Annotated in this window: 18 protein-coding genes; 6 read left to right on the top strand and 12 right to left on the bottom strand. The window is 44.2% G+C overall.

The window, feature by feature from the left end; all coding sequences use genetic code 11:
- Nucleotides 1–21 precede the first annotated feature (21 nt).
- Nucleotides 22–1,269, bottom strand: coding sequence for an MFS transporter (locus ACXJY6_RS02725; protein ID WP_458767282.1), 1,248 nt, complete (start codon nucleotides 1,267–1,269; stop codon nucleotides 22–24).
- A gap of 304 nt (nucleotides 1,270–1,573) precedes the next feature.
- Between ACXJY6_RS02725 and ACXJY6_RS02720 the strand changes: the two genes are divergently transcribed.
- The gene (locus ACXJY6_RS02720) at nucleotides 1,574–1,825 is read left to right on the top strand and encodes a type II toxin-antitoxin system Phd/YefM family antitoxin (protein ID WP_456052690.1); all 252 of its coding nucleotides are present in this window, start codon (nucleotides 1,574–1,576) and stop codon (nucleotides 1,823–1,825) included.
- Complete coding sequence (locus ACXJY6_RS02715) at nucleotides 1,822–2,082, top strand: Txe/YoeB family addiction module toxin (protein ID WP_458767281.1); 261 nt, start codon at nucleotides 1,822–1,824, stop codon at nucleotides 2,080–2,082. The genes ACXJY6_RS02720 and ACXJY6_RS02715 overlap by 4 nt, the downstream gene beginning before the upstream one ends.
- A 53-nt stretch (nucleotides 2,083–2,135) precedes the next feature.
- On the opposite strand, the gene ACXJY6_RS02710 is transcribed toward ACXJY6_RS02715, so the two are convergent.
- From ACXJY6_RS02710 to ACXJY6_RS02685, 6 genes are all read right to left on the bottom strand, one after another.
- On the bottom strand, nucleotides 2,136–3,350 hold the full coding sequence (locus tag ACXJY6_RS02710; protein ID WP_458767280.1) for a tetratricopeptide repeat protein: 1,215 nt from the start codon (nucleotides 3,348–3,350) through the stop codon (nucleotides 2,136–2,138).
- A gap of 5 nt (nucleotides 3,351–3,355) precedes the next feature.
- Nucleotides 3,356–4,042, bottom strand: coding sequence for an energy transducer TonB (locus ACXJY6_RS02705; protein ID WP_456052693.1), 687 nt, complete (start codon nucleotides 4,040–4,042; stop codon nucleotides 3,356–3,358).
- On the bottom strand, nucleotides 4,043–4,447 hold the full coding sequence (locus ACXJY6_RS02700; RefSeq protein ID WP_458767279.1) for an ExbD/TolR family protein: 405 nt from the start codon (nucleotides 4,445–4,447) through the stop codon (nucleotides 4,043–4,045).
- Nucleotides 4,444–4,929 carry a MotA/TolQ/ExbB proton channel family protein gene (locus ACXJY6_RS02695; RefSeq protein WP_456052772.1) on the bottom strand — a complete coding sequence of 162 codons (486 nt, stop codon included), beginning with the start codon at nucleotides 4,927–4,929 and terminating at the stop codon, nucleotides 4,444–4,446. Before ACXJY6_RS02695 ends, ACXJY6_RS02700 begins: the two co-directional genes overlap by 4 nt.
- A gap of 77 nt (nucleotides 4,930–5,006) precedes the next feature.
- On the bottom strand, nucleotides 5,007–6,365 hold the full coding sequence (locus ACXJY6_RS02690; protein ID WP_458767278.1) for a MotA/TolQ/ExbB proton channel family protein: 1,359 nt from the start codon (nucleotides 6,363–6,365) through the stop codon (nucleotides 5,007–5,009).
- The gene (locus tag ACXJY6_RS02685; RefSeq protein ID WP_458767277.1) at nucleotides 6,362–7,150 is read right to left on the bottom strand and encodes a DUF3450 domain-containing protein; all 789 of its coding nucleotides are present in this window, start codon (nucleotides 7,148–7,150) and stop codon (nucleotides 6,362–6,364) included. The genes ACXJY6_RS02690 and ACXJY6_RS02685 overlap by 4 nt, the downstream gene beginning before the upstream one ends.
- 567 nt (nucleotides 7,151–7,717) lie before the next feature.
- Here ACXJY6_RS02685 and ACXJY6_RS02680 point away from each other — a divergent pair.
- Nucleotides 7,718–8,503 carry an SHOCT domain-containing protein gene (locus tag ACXJY6_RS02680; RefSeq protein WP_456052696.1) on the top strand — a complete coding sequence of 262 codons (786 nt, stop codon included), beginning with the start codon at nucleotides 7,718–7,720 and terminating at the stop codon, nucleotides 8,501–8,503.
- A 185-nt stretch (nucleotides 8,504–8,688) separates the two neighbouring features.
- On the opposite strand, the gene ACXJY6_RS02675 is transcribed toward ACXJY6_RS02680, so the two are convergent.
- The 3 genes from ACXJY6_RS02675 to ACXJY6_RS02665 all read right to left on the bottom strand — a co-directional run bounded on the left by ACXJY6_RS02675 (nucleotide 8,689) and on the right by ACXJY6_RS02665 (nucleotide 11,816).
- On the bottom strand, nucleotides 8,689–10,242 hold the full coding sequence (locus ACXJY6_RS02675) for a tripartite tricarboxylate transporter permease (RefSeq protein WP_456052697.1): 1,554 nt from the start codon (nucleotides 10,240–10,242) through the stop codon (nucleotides 8,689–8,691).
- A 5-nt stretch (nucleotides 10,243–10,247) separates the two neighbouring features.
- Nucleotides 10,248–10,721, bottom strand: a complete 474-nt coding sequence (locus ACXJY6_RS02670) for a tripartite tricarboxylate transporter TctB family protein (protein ID WP_458767276.1) — start codon at nucleotides 10,719–10,721, stop codon at nucleotides 10,248–10,250.
- A 111-nt stretch (nucleotides 10,722–10,832) separates the two neighbouring features.
- Nucleotides 10,833–11,816, bottom strand: a complete 984-nt coding sequence (locus ACXJY6_RS02665) for a tripartite tricarboxylate transporter substrate binding protein (protein WP_458767275.1) — start codon at nucleotides 11,814–11,816, stop codon at nucleotides 10,833–10,835.
- Between the two features lie 176 nt (nucleotides 11,817–11,992).
- Between ACXJY6_RS02665 and ACXJY6_RS02660 the strand changes: the two genes are divergently transcribed.
- Together ACXJY6_RS02660 and ACXJY6_RS02655 are read left to right on the top strand one after the other, a co-directional pair.
- Nucleotides 11,993–13,597 carry an ATP-binding protein gene (locus tag ACXJY6_RS02660; RefSeq protein ID WP_456052700.1) on the top strand — a complete coding sequence of 535 codons (1,605 nt, stop codon included), beginning with the start codon at nucleotides 11,993–11,995 and terminating at the stop codon, nucleotides 13,595–13,597.
- Between the two features lie 23 nt (nucleotides 13,598–13,620).
- A complete protein-coding gene (locus tag ACXJY6_RS02655) occupies nucleotides 13,621–14,307 on the top strand; it encodes a response regulator (RefSeq protein ID WP_458767274.1) in 687 nt (228 codons plus the stop codon).
- A gap of 74 nt (nucleotides 14,308–14,381) precedes the next feature.
- Here the strand turns inward: ACXJY6_RS02655 and ACXJY6_RS02650 are convergent, their stop codons facing one another.
- The gene (locus ACXJY6_RS02650) at nucleotides 14,382–14,810 is read right to left on the bottom strand and encodes an Lrp/AsnC family transcriptional regulator (protein WP_458767273.1); all 429 of its coding nucleotides are present in this window, start codon (nucleotides 14,808–14,810) and stop codon (nucleotides 14,382–14,384) included.
- 152 nt (nucleotides 14,811–14,962) lie between these two features.
- On the opposite strand from ACXJY6_RS02650, the gene yjeH reads away from it, so the two are divergent.
- The gene (yjeH, locus tag ACXJY6_RS02645; RefSeq protein WP_458767272.1) at nucleotides 14,963–16,219 is read left to right on the top strand and encodes an L-methionine/branched-chain amino acid transporter; all 1,257 of its coding nucleotides are present in this window, start codon (nucleotides 14,963–14,965) and stop codon (nucleotides 16,217–16,219) included.
- Nucleotides 16,220–16,271: 52 nt separating this feature from the next.
- Here yjeH and ACXJY6_RS02640 read toward each other — a convergent pair whose 3' ends face one another.
- Complete coding sequence (locus tag ACXJY6_RS02640; RefSeq protein WP_458767271.1) at nucleotides 16,272–16,811, bottom strand: helix-turn-helix domain-containing protein; 540 nt, start codon at nucleotides 16,809–16,811, stop codon at nucleotides 16,272–16,274.
- Nucleotides 16,812–16,879: the final 68 nt, after the last annotated feature.

Raw genomic sequence — 16,879 nt, 5'->3', positions numbered from 1 at the left:
AGCTCTTCTCTATCAACAAGGTTAATTCTCTTTCGAATACGAAAATAACGTCAATATCATGGCTACAAAGACATACAAAGCGAGCCAAAAGAACAGTTGCGCGCCAGTAATATCGTGGTCAATCAAAAACCCAAATAAAATCGGTGAGAGCGACGAAGAGATCACGCCAAGGGAGCCCATTAATGCGCGTATTCTACCCAGGTATTTCGTCCCGTAGACTTCAGCCCACAATGCATTAATGATCGTGCTACTTGAGCCAATTGCCGATCCAAGCGCAAAAAGCAGCACATAGACAATCCAATTTCCGCTAAATTGTGATGCAATCAAAAGCGCGATAAACATCGGAATCGGATAGTATTTTAACAACTGCCGACCACTGAATCTGTCGACCCAGACTCCCGCATACATCGACGATAACCAATGCGCAATGCCATATAAGGCAAAACAACTCGCAAACAATGCAGCCGTCCACCCCATTTGTGAGATAAAGAATCCTTGGTGAATAAAGATGCCCGTAATAATAAACGGCGCAGATAGCACGGTCGGCAAAGCTAACCAAAAACGGTAATCAGACAACAATGTTCTGCGTGTTCCATCTTGTGGTTGCTGCTTGTTAATATCACCTTTTACCGGCTGCTCAGCGTTATTTTCAACCGCAGGTGCTTGCTCTAGATATTTTTCATTTTTACCTTTTTTAATAAGAAACAGAGCTAAAGGCAAATACAGCAGTGGGATCAGCACAGCAATCACTAGCCAACTTTGTTGCCAACCTAATTGCGTAATCAATAAAACCGCAAATGAAGGTAGTAAGATTTCACCCAACGGCACCCCACTTGTGGCAATGCTAATACTTTTCCCACGGTTCAAGGAAAAGTTCTTCATCATGGTTGTTACCCCAGTATGAGGAAATAATCCTTGGCCAAAAAAACGCAGCAAAAATAAGCCAACAATTAACATCGTTAAACTAGTGGTTTGCCAAAGCGTAAGAGCGGCGATTGAAAGGCCAACAGTGCAAAATAGAATAAATTTAACCAATGACACCCTATCAATCGCACCACCGATCCACATCAACAACAAACCACTTACAAAAGTCGCGGTTGAATAAGCCGTACCATAACTGGTTGCCGAGAGACCGAGGCTTTCTTGAAAACTGTCCCCAAACCAACTGACAAAAAATGATTGTCCGAAGTTGCCCATAAACACAGTAATAATTCCAAAGGTGAGTATTGGCCAGCTCTGTTTGGTAAAGCGAAAGTATTCTTGAATCATTAATTATGTCCGGTTTAAAAAAGGGCTCAGAATTGTTCTTTTTATCGGGTTTGTCAACGGTGATCACCAAGCTATTGATTACACACTTTTACCAAACTTTCACGATTTGAATTTCACGTACTGTATATTCCATCATGATTCGTTTACGAAATTCGCATTACGAAGTTAAGCACGTAACGCTGCGTTACTTTACGCTACGAACCTGTAAACGAAGAAAGCCGCTGTTCATACAAACTCTATTGCCTTCTGTGCTCTTCAATATTATTATGTACAGATAAACGTACATAAACAGTTTGGAGTTAACATGGATGCAATAAGCTATACATCCGCTAGAGCAAATTTAGCAAGTACAATGGCGAGTGTTTGTAATGACCACGCTCCTATTATTATTACCCGTAAAAGCGAAGCCCCTGTAGTGATGATTTCTTTAGAAGATTACAACGCAATGCAAGAAACAACCTATTTACTCAGATCACCCAAAAATGCTCGTGAACTGTTGGAGTCGATTGCCGAACTCGAATCTGGAAATGGGATTGAACAGAAGCTAATAGAATGAAGCTGGTCTTTTCTACTAAATCTTGGGAACAATATCTGTACTGGCAAACGACCGACAAAAAGATACTCAAACGTATTAATTTATTGATCAAGGACATCCAGCGTAGCCCTACAGAAGGAATCGGGAAACCAGAACCTCTTAAGCACGGATTATCAGGATACTGGTCACGTCGCATAAACGACGAACACAGAATCGTCTACAAAAGCCAAGATGACGTAATTTTAATTGCACAACTGCGTTATCATTATGGTAGTTAATACTGAAAAACATCGAACATTCCACCAGCGTTTCACTGTTAGCTCACTTCACACTACTGCCCCTCAGATAAAAACTTAATCCAACTGAGCGTACTATCTGAAGGGGAATGTTTATGTATTGCGGTCGCAATGCGTAACGCTTCTTCAGGTTGCCCTAACTCATTTAGCGCACGTACCTTAGTCAATAAGGTAGTCGTATCAGGTTTCTTCAAACGGTTAATCGCTTGAAGAGCACTTGCGTAGTTTTGCTGCTGCATTTGCAATAACGCGTATTGACGGTTGAATTTAGAATCAAGGTTTGCGGCTTTCTTCCAACTCACGAGTGCCTTGTCCCATTCCTTAGATAACTGCCAATATGATGCTTGCTGCGACAACAGTTTTGCCGATGAGTCCAACTCAGCTAAACGCCCGTATATTTCCGCGGCTTTATACGGTGCGTTTAATCGGCCATACAATTGCGCCATCAAGGTAAGTTGTTCTTGGCTCATATCAAAGCCTGCGCGATCGGCTTGCTGCAAGGTGACGAGAGCTTGAGAGTGTTGCTCTGTTTGCATGTATAACGCTGTAAGTTGACGCCACCAAAGCGCTTCATTTGGTTCTATCGAGCGAAGTGACCTTGTGGTGCTAATAGCCGATTTCCATTTTTCTTTGGCAAGTTGAGCACCCAACTTCATTTTTAACGGTTCAGCTTTGGCTCTAAGCTTAGCTTTACGTTGATAATGCTGCTGTTTATCCACCGATGCTTCAACCGATGACCACTTCTCTTGTTGATACTGTGCCTGTGCTATATGCAGCCACACCATTTCATAGCTCTTCGATGTCGTCGACGAATTTTCACTCATTAACGCAAGTAACTGTTTATAACGTTTTTCCGCTTTAGGAAAACTCGGCTCCATCATTCGAAGATCGGCCAACATCCTCACCGACTCACGCTGCTCTTGTTCGGATAACGCGCCTGAATCTACCGACAGCACCAGATGTTTCGTCGCCGACTTCGGCTTCGATAACTGCCAATATAGTGAACCAAGCATGCGATTAACATACGCATTGTCGTAAGGCTTATTCGATTCAATACTGAGCAACGTCGCAACGGCATCGGATAAACGTTCTTCTTGCTGCAACGCATACGCTTTCTGGACATGGCGAACAGTATATTCAGTAAGGTTCGCAGCGTTCGCTGTAGTTGTGGCAAGTATCGTCACCACACCGAAAGCGAGCGCGGATTTGACCAAGTGAAAACGACACTTTAGAGCCTGTAAATTGAGCATTATTCTCATTTGTTTAGTTTAAACTCCAGCTTTACCTTCTGGTCGTGCTGCGCAATAGGATTGCCATTGACCATCTTTGGCTGATACTTCCACCTTTTCAGAGCTTTAATTGCTTCGCGATTAAAAATCCGTTTGGGCTGCTCTTCAACAACCTTGATATTGATTGGTCGCCCGCTTTCACTGATATCAAAGCTTACAATGACATAGCCTTCAATTCTGCGCTGAATCGCTTTAGATGGGTAGACCGGCTCTGCTCTGTGTAAAGGCATAATTTGCTGATTTTGCCCAATGTTAGCTGGCTGAGTGACCGGCACGGAGGCAACAGGATCAGCCGTAGGTACAGGCTCGCTCACGGGTAAGCTCGGTGCTGTCACCGATAAACCAGAAACAGAGAAATCCATTTTAACATCAGGAATATTCTCCAACGTTGGCGTTGCCATCGAAGTCGGCGTTACCTTTTGAGGTGCAACTTCTGGCTCTGGTGCTTGGGGTTTAATTTCAGGCTTATCAGGTAATATGCGACTGCGACGTTCACTGCTTTGTTCCTTGTCAGCAGCAAAGATATTGAACGCCAACGGTTCATCCTGTTTTTCAACCGGCTTACTGTTTAAATCCACCAACCAAGCCATGACCCCAATTAGGCTATAACACACCACTAACGCCAGAGGAAATGCAATCAACAAACGAGTCATTTATTTCTGTTCCGTTGCTAACGCTATATTACTGATGCCAGCGCTTTTCGCTGCATCCATCACCGCAACCACCGTACCATTGAAGGCAAATTCGTCCGCCTGAATAACCAAAGCAGCATTGGGTTGTTCGATAATAATGTGCTCAAGCGTAGGTTGAACGCGTTCTTTATCCACCACTCGTTTATCAATATAAATTTCGTTATCGGCCGTCACCGCAATAAACACGCTGGCGTCTTTTTGGCTGGTTGAGTTACTCGCTTGGGGACGGTTTACTTCCACACCAGATTCACGAACAAATGAGCTGGTCACAATGAAAAATATCAGCATGATGAACACAATATCGAGCATCGACGTCATGTCGATTTGCGCTTCTTCTTGTTGTTTTGAACGATTGCCTAATCTCACGCTCGGCTCCTCATTAATTTTTCCAAATGAATTTCCCGCTTCTCTATGGCCGCCATCAAACGTGAATAACAAAAGAATCCGGCTAATGCAGCAACCATTCCTGCCATTGTCGGCAATGTAGCCATCGAGATTCCGGCCGCCATCAAACGTGGTTGTGCTGTGCCTTCTGCTTCTAAAACATCAAACACCGAAATCATTCCAGTTACCGTTCCCAACAGACCTAACATCGGAAATAAACCAATTAGTAACTTTAATAAATTAACGTTTTTAAACAGTTGCAAATGAGCCTGACTCAACCATGCATTGCGCTGCTTACGTGCGAACCACGATTGATGATCTTGCCTCTCTTTCCATGCATCGAGCCATTGCTGCTTCTGCTTAGGATAAGTGAAGGCAAGGTAGATAATACGTTCAAATGCAATCAACCAAAACATGAGAACCAACACGGCTAGCCACCAGATAACCGGCCCTCCACGTGACATAAACTGTTCTATGCCCTGTGAAAAACCGATCTCTCGGAGCACACTGAATATCGATGTGATGCTAATCCCATCCACAACTATGCCGCTCCCATATCCTGTTCAGCTCGCTGCGCTACCATACCAACGCCTTGTTTTTCTAACAGCGTACGAATGTGTTCTGATTGCGAGCTAAGGACATTGTGAATAAACAGCAGTGGCATCGCAGAAACTAAACCAAGCACCGTGGTTACCAAAGCCGTTGAAATACCACCAGCCATAATTCTTGGATCGGCATTACCATATTGAGTAATCACTTGGAAGGTTTCGATCATCCCTGTCACGGTTCCTAATAAACCAAGCATTGGTGATAGAGCCGCAAGGAGTTTCAGCATGGACAGTCCGCGCTCAAATTTGTGTTGTTCATCTAGAATCGCTTCATACAAGCGCAACTCAAGGGCTTCAACGTTAGGAGATTGGTCGTATTTGTATACGCTCAATACTCGTCCAAGTGGATTGTTGCCTATCTCTTCTCTGTTTTTTAACTGTGCGCGAATTTTACTTCGGCTTATGAATAAGAAACCACCTTGAGCCACACCTATGACTAAACCAATAAACAGTATCGCGAGAATTACGCGACCAACCACGCCACCCTGCGCTAAACGTTCGCCTAGCGTCGGTTGCTGTGCCAATTGTTCTAACAGTTCACCTTTGGAAGGATCAAGTGCGATAAGCGGATGCTTGCTAAGAGCCAATGAAGCTCCCGACCCCGAGCTAACCGGATTTCCTTGGGGCTGAACAGAATACGATTTTGCCCCACCTTGTTGTGGATTCCATTGCAGATATCCGTTTTCATCCACCAACCCAAACGCACCAATTCGCACAACGTCTTTTTGTTTCATAACGCCGTCTTGTTCGACGTACGGAACCGAAATTTGGCTTAATGAAGAACCCATTTCGATCTGTTGATCAAATGCTTGCCATAACGCCATCAACTGCGGTGTTGATGGTAACGTCTTCGCTTCGACGATCACATCAACCTGTTTTAAGCTATCGCTACCAATCGACGTAACAAGATCTTTTTGCTCTAGTTGCAGTTCTTTCGCGACTTGACGAACCACGCCAAATAACTCACCGAGACTTCCTGATTCTAAATGAAGCTCTTTCTCTTTTTCAGAGAGTGCTTCTTCATTGAGACTGAACTCTTCACTTAGCGCATCAATCTCTTGTTGAAGTTGATTCTTACGTGATGTCAGAGCGTTTTTCTGCGATGTTAAGTTTTGCTCTTGCCCTAAAAACTCTGCTTCACGATGTTTGTTCAATGCCTGTTCTTCAACTTTCGCTTTCTCAGTCGTTGCAAGTAACGCAGACGTATCTGCCAATACAAATGATGCAAACAGAGAAGAAGTGAAGAGAGATAAAACGGACAGCGTTAATGTAGCGTGCTTACGTAAACTCATTGGGAAGCCTCCCCAGCAGATGCCTCATTGACAGAAAGTGGCAACATAAGCAAAGTCGGAGTAACTTCTTTATTCGCTACCATAAAGGCCTTCTCAAGATCCATATTCAGTGACACGTCTAGCCCCTGCCAACTGTTTGAATCGTTATTCCAATACCAATATTGTTGCTGATCTAGGCTTCTTGCGATGAGCGAGATATGACCTAAGTACAACTGTTCAATTTCACGTGTTTCACCATCAATGTTTATCGCGCTGGTGTAGATGCCCATCTTATTAACGTAATCAAGTTCTATTTGATACGCCTCTAAGATACGACGATACTTTTCGGAATCACTGATGTTTGCTTCGCTCATCAAAGATTTGAGTGTTGCCACTCGCTGTTCACGAGCGTCTTTACGAATGGGCATATCTTGTGCGATGTACGCTTCTAAACCATCGAGCATGTTGTACATTAGCGGCACGATACTTTGCCGAGTTTCTATAATCTCATTTCGCTGTACTTCGAGATTGAGCAATTCTTGGTTCTGGTTTTCGATGAGCGTTTCTAAATGTTGTTTGTACACTTCTAAGTTGTTCACTTCAGAGCTAAGCGCTTTAATATCGTTTTGCAGTTCAAAACTACGATCCGAACTATTTGAAATCGTTGTTTGACTTTTCTGAGCATTGGCGAGGATCGTTTGCTCTACCTTTGAAGACGAATCTATGGAGGTCGCGTACGAATGACCGACTACCGCAATAGTGGCGATTAATAAAGAAAGTCGCATGGGTTTTACGATGTTATTCATGGTGGAAATTAACTCGCTTGCTTACGATGGAACAAAAATAGAAAAGACAATATCGTTCAACTAAGAATGACAACGTCAGTTTACCGACAATTTAAATCGCCCTCAAATCACTTACTTTATTTAAGGATAATAACCACATTAACGGAACAAGTAATGAGTGACCTAAACTTGAGCGTTTAATTCTCTGATTTCGAACTTATAGAGCACTGTAGGCGATGAAATGTCGCGACAAATACTAATGGGAATAGTTATCATTTGCAACCATTTATCCACGGATATCGCATATCCATATTGCCCATCAAACTTTTGAGTAATCGCCCATATAAAAATCGGTTCAATCACGGACGTAGCGACAATCACAAATAGTTCACAATAAAAGCAGAACAGCACCCCGTAACGGTGCTACACTAGCACAAAATTTGACCGCATAATGTTCTTAAAATAATTCAACCTAGCGGTTTATGGTTATTTCCATTAGCTTACTCACCCTCAAGTCGACGACGTAATTCATGTACTCACCTACAGCATCAATACGATAAATCGAACTCTTACTATTAGGATATTTATATGCAAAAGCTAACTGATATTGGCGAAAATTTGGTGAACAACGTCGCGGCTCGTTATGGTTTGAGTCACGATGCCGTCGTCCACATGCTCGTTGCCGTAAACAATGGCGGCGGATCTATGGCACAATTTAACTGCCCTGAACTCGGTGGTTCGGGACAATGGATGCAAGGCGGCATGACCATGGTTGGTGATATGTTTAATAACGGTTTAAAAAATACCGTGGACAACTTATGCAGCGAATTAGCCGGTATCTTACTCAACAACCAAGTATTTCCGGTTATTCCAGCGGGGACACCGGGAAGTAACCAATGGTGGCCTGCGGACTTAGGTGCGCCTTTTAGCAGTGGCGGACAAAATGACATTCGTTATGCCGTGTTCCCTAATCGTTTAGCGGTTGAATTGAATGGACAAGTTTCGATTTATGATACCCTTGATCATAACATTGGCGGTGTAAGCCAACAGCAAGGTGGAAATACGTCACTTACCTTCAGTAGTCAATGGGGAACGATCAGTGTGGCTAGCTTACCGTTATTAAGCGGCCAGCATGTCGAAGCTCCTCAACAAAATTTTGCCGAACCTCAAATAACTCAACCGAGCCCGCAACCAATGTCTGAGCCGGTGATCATGAACGATTACAATCAATCAAATTCACAGAATTCGTCACAACAGTATTCTACTAATGAAACACTGCAAATCATTGAAAAACTTGCTCAACTTCGCGATCTTGGCGCATTAACCGAAGATGAGTATAACCTTAAGAAGTCAGATCTACTTAGTCGTATTTAATCGCCACTAATAAGTCACAACGTAACTCCGTGCGATAAGAAAACGTAACTATTGGGTGTATTGCGCTTTGGGTATGTAGGTTCATTACACTATCATTAGTGCCAAATCAAAAATGAGGTGACATTTTAGGACACAGCGTTATGCGCTGCATGCTACAACATCACCTCATTTTTTTCATATCTATTCTATCCTTCCCCTTCAGATATTGTCGATTCAGGGCCTTTGGTTTCTTGTGAGTTCGCTCTTTTACTTTTCCACAGTTCGACTAGTGGTGGCACAATCAAAACCACAACCGCGGTGATTACGATGCTTAGACTCAATGGTCGCTCCCACAGGAATGAGAAACTGCCATCGGAAATTGTCAGTGCACGGCTGAGATTATTCTCCATTAGCCCGCCTAAAATGAAACCTAATAGCATCGGGGCCATCGGAAACTCAAGCAGCTTCAAGAAAATCGCTATCACGGTGATAATTGCCATCATATGAATATCAAAACTGTTAAAGCTCACGAGATACACACCAGTGATCGAGAAGAACAAGATCAGTGGAATCAAGATCGGACGTGGAATCACTAACAAACGTGAAATGTACGGTATCAACGGCAAATTAAGAACCAAAAGTACAAGGTTGCCAAAGTACATTGATATAATCACCGACCAGAACACATCGGGATTGTCGATAAACAAACGTGGACCAGGTTGAATACCGTAAGCAATCAAAGCGCCCAACATTATCGCCGTAGTACCTGAGCCCGGAATCCCTAATGTAAGCAATGGTACAAATGACCCCGTTGAGGCAGCATTATTTGCCGATTCTGGAGCCGCCAACCCTTTTAGCGATCCTTTACCAAACTTAAGCTTCTCTTTAGCTGACGCTAGATTTCGTTCAAGCCCATAGGCAAGAAAAGAGGCTATCGTAGCGCCTGCTCCGGGCAACACACCGACTATAAACCCAAAGACAGATGAGCGTGCAATCGTTGGCGCAACTTGTTTCATCTCTTCTTTACTCAGCTTCATGCTACCAAGTTGGCTCATGTCCACTTGCTCTTCTTCCTCACGATGCTGACCTTTTAATACAGTCATCACCACTTCGGTTAGGGCAAAGGTTGCCATTGCGAGTAACAAGAAACTAATTCCATCAATTAGGTCAACACTGCCAAAAGTGAAGCGCGTCGTACCCGAAGTAACATCGGTGCCCACGGTTGCGATCATCAAGCCAAATATGGTCATGATCAACGCCTTGATCACCTGCCCTTTCCCAGAAAATGCCGCGACGGCCGTCAGACCTAAAATCATCAATGCAAAGTAATCGCTTGATTGAAAACTCAGTGATACCGAGGCTAACGCAGGTGCGGCAAACAACAGAACGATGGCACCAACAGTACCGCCAGTGAACGACGAATATGCCGCGAGCGCGAGTGCTTTCCCCGCTTGCTTTTGTTGTGATAACGGATAACCATCAAAAGAGGTGACCACTGTGCTCGCACAACCGGGCGCATTAATCAAAATCGACGACGTCGAACCACCAAACACAGCGCCATAATAGACCCCAGCCATCAAAATTATGCCTGAAGAAGGATCAAGGCCGTATGTGATCGGTATCATCAACGCCACCGCCGAAATGGGCCCCAATCCGGGTAACATTCCAATAAACGTGCCGGCAAAACAACCTAATACCACCATCATTAAATTAAAAGGCATCACCGCAGTGGATAGCCCCGTCATAATTCCATCTAACATGATGATTATCCTCCGAATACTTGGGCGATGAGCTTACCCGGTGCCAAATAGATATCGAGCAGCTGCGTTAGTGCAAACCATATCGCGACCGCGAACGGCACTGAGGATACAAAGAGTAACTTGACGCTTCGTACACCGAGTATCCAATAGCCACCGACTAAAAAGATTACGGTAGCAATAAGAAACCCGACCCACTCTAGCGCTAAGGCAAAAAGCACCACCAGCACTAGTAATTTTCCGACTAAAGCAAAGTCATAACCTTTTAGAGAGAGCGAGTTACTTCCATCGCGCTTTGCTGTAATCAGCAGCACAAGCGACAGAAACCCGCCCATCATGGCTAAAAACTTGGGAACCGTCTGAGCATGAAAAGGTTCAAATTCATCGCCGGGAAGAAGATGAATATCGCCCGCGTAATATCCGTAGGCAGCGGATAGCCCAAGAAACACTAAGCCTCCAATATGATCTTTACTAAGTGTCATCGAATCCTCCTGATATGGTATCAACCTAATGCTTGTTCTATAAAAAGCGCCATTCAGTCGCGTTAAACCTGCGTACCGAATGGCCGAATTTATGATTTTTTGGCTAATGAGTTACTTAAGAAAACCCAGTTCACGCATCAAATCACCTACTTCTTTTTCTTGCTCTTCTAGGAAAGCGATAAACTGATCGTCTGGCTTAAATATCTCTGTCCAACCATTACGAGCACGAACGGTTTCCCATTCTTCGGTTTCGTACATTTTCTCTAACGCATCGATAAATTCTGCTTTTTGTTCGCCAGAAATGCCCGGTGCCGCAAAGAATCCACGCCAGTTTACAAACTCAGCATCGTAACCAAGCTCTTTTAACGTCGGAACATCTGGCGCCGCTTCATTTCGCTCACTGCCCGTCATCACAAGTATGCGAACTTCGCCCGCTTCAGCTAATGCCAGAGCTTCCGAAAAACCCGTTGATAGCAATTGCGTTTCGCCAGATAACAATCCAGCCATCGCTTTGCCACCCGCATCGTAGGCCACGTAACGAACCTTACGAGCATCACCACCGGCAGACTTAAACGCCATCGCGGCAACCAAATGGTCCATGCTGCCTCGAGCCGAGCCTCCGGCGATTTTGACCGAGCGAGCATCTTCATTGAAGTCTGCGACCACTTCACTAAAACTGGTATAAGGAGAGTCTTTACGTACTACAAACGCGCCAAAATCACCGATTGTCGCGGCAACAGGCGTTAAGTCTCTAAAAGATTGAGGGAACACTTTTGAAAGCGAACGAATGACGATCGGTGTCGAATTCACCATCAAGGTATCTTGCTTTTGCTGGGCGGTTTCAATCAGATGCGCTATCGCTTTACCACCGCCACCACCAGACATATTTTCGTAGGAAATTGAGTCAACGAGGCCAGCTTTCGACAGAGCCTCCCCGGTACCGCGTGCTGTGCCATCCCATCCACCACCAGCGCCGCCGGGAATCAAGAAGTGAACACTATCTAATGCTTGGACGTTAAACGTCGTACCAGCAGCTAAACAGGTCGCTAACACAGATACCAATACACTTTTTCTCGTTTTTAGTTTGCGGAGCATCACAATTACCTCGTCTTTATTTTTATGGAGAGCCCAATATAGTTCAATAATACGGAGGTAGAAGCTTGTGCATTTAAAGGGCGTTTAAATTATTAAGGCGATTTTGTTCATATTGTTTACGGGTCTTTAGCCACGTTATTGAATAGCATCAAGGATGAAATGAATAAGGACATAAGATGAAGCAATTCCGACGATTAAAACTCAAAGGTCGCATGATCCTAATCTTAGGGTTGATGGCGTTAATACAGACCGTGGTAATTGGCGCCTTTGCGATAAACTATTTGCATAAATCGTTGGATGAGCAGATTGGCCAAAAAGCACTAGATGTCGCAAAAACCATTGCGGCTATGCCTCAAATTGTTGGTGCGATAGAACGTAGAGACAGTGAATATCTTCAACCAATTAGCCTAAACTTGGCCCACGAAACACAAGCACGTTTTGTCGTAATTGGCGATGGCGATGGCATACGCCTAGCACACCCAAATGCAAAAAAAATTGGCCACTCCATGTCCGATGACGAAGGCGATGATAATGCGCAAGTTCTTGTCGATGGACAAGCCTACTTATCCAAAGCACTCGGTAGTTTAGGTTGGTCGATTCGAGGCAAAGCACCCGTTTTTTCATTGGATGGTCAACGCATTGTTGGCCTTGTCTCTGTTGGCTACCACTTAGAGCAAGTCGCCAAAGTGACCTTCCACTATAAGATCGTACTCATTGCCGTAATTATGATCACATTTTTATTGAGTGTGTTTACCGCCGTATGGTTTGCCAATCACTTTAAACGCGCCATTTTTGGCCTTGAGCCGGAACAGATCGGACATCTATTTGAAGAACAAAAAGCGACACTAGAATCGGTTCGTGAAGGCATAATTGCCGTTAACAACGAGGGTCGTGTCACCACTCTAAATCGAACGGCCATAGAGACTTTGGGTCTACCAAAAGATCGAGAGCTAACTGGATTACACATTTCAGAAGTACTACCAGACAGTGCCATTATGGAAGTACTGCGAACCGGCATCCCCCAATTTGACGAGGAAGTCTGGCGCGATGGCCACAGTATTATTGCTAACCGCCTACCTTTGATTCAAGGTGACAAAATCACTGGCGTAGTCTCAAGTTTTCGACGTAAAGATGAAGTCGCCATGGTGAGTATAAAGCTCACACGGATTCAACAATATGCCGACAGTTTACGAAGCCAGGCTCATGAATATTCCAACAAACTTCATACCATCGCAGGATTAATTCAAATTGGCGCAACTGACGAAGCCTTAGCCTTGATCGGACAAGAAACCCAAAGTCATCAAGAGCTAATCAAACTCCTTTTAGCGGCTGTACCCGACCCAATACTTGCTGGCTGTTTACTGGGTAAATATAATCGAGCTCGTGAAATGGGCTTAAAGCTCGTCATAGATCAAGACAGCCATATGACTGAAATCCCGGACCTACTGCCGCGGGAAAATCTTGTCAGTATCATTGGCAACCTGATTGATAATGCGCTTGAGGCGACAAGGATGCATAAAGGACATGGTGGTCAAGTCAGTCTTTCGATGACTGACTTAGGTAATGATTTGATTTTTGAAATTGAAGACCAAGGACCGGGTATTTCACCCGCACAACAAGCACAGATATTCGAAAAAGGCTACTCGAGTAAGGAGGCTGAAGGCCATGGCTACGGTCTCCATTTAGTGAAAAGCTTATTGAACAAGCTTGGTGGAACCGTCACAATCGAGCCTGCTGGCGACCTTGGTAGCCGCTTCATTGTTTATATTCCAAAGCGATAACTGTATTCAATAGGATTAGACCGATGATAAAAGTCGTAATTGCAGAAGATGACCAACAAATTGCTGAAATACAAAAGCGCTTTCTTGAGCGTATTGATGGTTTCGAGTTAGTTGGCATCGCTCATGGCCTACAAGAAGCGGAAGACTTAGTTGAAGTAATGCAACCTGAGTTAGTCCTGCTCGATGTCCAATTTCCTACGGGCACTGGGTTAGATTTATTACGAAAGCTCCGTGCCACCAATAGTGCCGTTGATGTCATCCTCATCACAGCAGCAAAAGAAGTGGATACTCTGCGTGAAGCACTGCATGGCGGCGTGTTTGACTATATTTTAAAACCCTTAGTATTTGAACGCTTACAAGAAGCGCTCCACAACTATCAACAGCACATCAGCAAATTTCAAGCGATGCAGGAACTGGCTCAAACTGATGTTGATATCGTATTACCTCGCAATCAAGGAACCGTGACTGCGCAGGTTTCGACTGATGCTCGCCTACCAAAAGGTGTGGATGGGTTAACACTAGAAAAAGTAAAATCGGTCTTCGAGCCATCACCTTCACCGCTAAGTGCGGAAGAGGTCGGAGAAATTATTGGCGCAAGCCGAACGACAGCAAGACGCTATCTAGAATACTTGGTGAGCACTGATGAAGTCATAGCGGAAGTGTCTTATGGTACAGTCGGTCGTCCAGAAAGACGTTATCGCAGTGTTTAAAAGTGAGAACTTTATGCATGATATGCATAACGTAGACGCGACCCACACTTAACGTGACCGCGTCACATAAAGAGCTACAATCTATCCACTCGCTTAGTTAAACACATATGTGTAACGACTTTATCGAGGTTTGGCCAAGACTCAATCGCTTGTCTAATATCATTTAAGCGTTGCATTGAAGGGGCTTGCACTAACAATAAAAGGTCAAGATCGCCACTAATCGAATGTGCAAGAGTGACCTCGGGTATGGTTTCAATTAACGGCACAACTTGATCACACGATAGTGGCCGAAATGTTAACGCAATATACGCATCGACCCCATCTGTTTGTAGCTTGGATACATGGGCGTGATACCCCGTAATCGTGCCATTCTCTTCCATGCGTTTTATCCGTTCAGCCACAGCCGACCGAGAAAGATTCACTTGCCGACTAATATCAGACACCGACAAACGCGCATCTTTCACAAGTAATCCTAATATCTTTTGATCATACTGATCGGACACATTGATTCTCCATTCACACGTCACTTTGACGTTATTTCCGTTAAACTGCGCCTTAATACAGTCAATATGCTTAGCGCTTTTCTAGGGTGATTATTTTATCCTTATCATTAAGAAAAATCAGCAAGATAACAACTCTTATTAAAGGGCAAATTATGTCTCAATACCAAAAAACGCTTGGCCCAATTCAGGGGATCGCAATGACGGTCACCACCTTTATCGGCACGGGGCTGATGATTTTACCCGCAATGTCTGTAGCCGAAGCTGGATCATTCGCCTTCTATGCCTGGTTAATTACGGCAATCATGATTATTCCTGTTGCTTATGTGTTCGCTCTACTCGGCTCAAAGTACCCGTCTGCAGGAGGTGCTTCTCACTATATCGGTAAAGCGTTCGGCCCACTTTTCGAAAAAGCAGTTGGGTGGCTGTTTCTCAGTATTCTATTGGTTGGGCCTGCCGTCGCTATTAAAGTGGCAGCTGCATATCTTGCGATTATCTTCGATACCTCATCACAATGGATACCTGCCTTTGGTATTTTAACCTTGTTGGGAATTTTGGGTTTTTCAATTATGGGGATGAAAACCTCCGCTCGTTTTCAGACTGGTATCGTCATTGCGATGATTGCAGTGATTGCTTGGCTTTGTATTGCCGGTGATATCAACGCTAGCTTTAGTGTTATCGACACTCCAGTCAACCAGAGTGAATGGCAGCAAACGCTTTACGCGACGGGGGTTATTTTCTGGTGTTTTCTCGGCATTGAAGTGATGGCACACATGGGAGCTGAATTTAAAAATCCAAGTAGAGACTTTCCTATCGCGTTACTCGGGGGCATAACCTTGGTGATTCTCGCCTATCTCAGCTTAGTGTTATTGATCGCTTGGCATCATACCTATGGCGATGAGTTTACAAATAGTCAGTCACTCGCATTGCTCGTAGAAAAACTCACCAATAGCACTTACAGCCGTGTATTTGCCATCGGAGCTTATGTGGTCGCTTTTGCTAACGTCGCAATCTATATATTAGGGTTTTCACGCATGGTTCAATCGATGGCAGAACAACACACGCTATCGCCATCGTTCTCTCAGCTCAGCCACAACGGTGTACCAGTGAAAGCGGTGTTCTTAGTTGGATTGATTACATTATTTTCACTACTGTTTGCTCAGTTTTCAGGCTGGAAAATGGAGTGGTTTATTGAAATGACCAACGGCAGTTTCCTTACCATTTATACTCTGACATGCTTAGCGGCAGTCAAACTGGTTAGCCAAACGTCCAAAGTCATCGCCATCATTGCACTTGTCAGCTGCCTAGTTACGGTCTTATTCATTGGCCAGAATATGGCGTTCGCAATATTGATTTTCGTCTCTGCGTTTGGGTTTGAGTATAAGCGCCTGAACAAAGCTTCAGCGCTTTAAGTAAATTAAACTTCCCGAGCCACTTTGATGATAAGTGGTTCGTCAAAATACATTACCTTGGGTAACAAATGATATTTTGAAAAGTGACCGACTCCGTTATCGCTTCATAGCCGTGGGGTTGGTCGCTCAAAAAGCGAATACTTTCTCCGGGGTTAAGCGGATGCCAGACATCATTAAATAAGACATTCAGTGTTCCAGCTAATACCACTATATGTTCAATCACACCAGCGCCGTGTGGGGTCGATAGTTGTTGATGATAGTCACTCAATGTAATCTCAAACATTTCCATACCTGAATCAGCTTGAAATGGAAATAAAGTGTTCACTGCCATCTTCGAGTCATCAGGAAATGTTTTCTCTCCTGAATGTAATTCTGGCTCGCCGGCAAAAAAAGCGGAAAACGAGGTTCCTAATCCACTCGAAATCTTCCATAACGTCGAAATTGTCGGGCTCGATTCTTGTCGTTCTATCTGTCCTAGCATCGCTTTAGACACACCGGTTAATTTTGCGGTTGCGTCTAGGCTCAGTTTCTTGCGTTTGCGCTCTGCTTTTAAATGCTGTGCGATTTCCGATTTAAAGACTGCGTCTTTCATAGGTCAATTCTCTATTGTGCGTTATAGCGCACGGTGATATGGTTTATTTGTGCGTTATTACGCACAAA

The organism is Vibrio phycocola (genome assembly GCF_054404255.1).
Note: the sequence above shows the minus strand (reverse complement) of the source record. Positions and strands in the feature narration are given on the sequence as shown.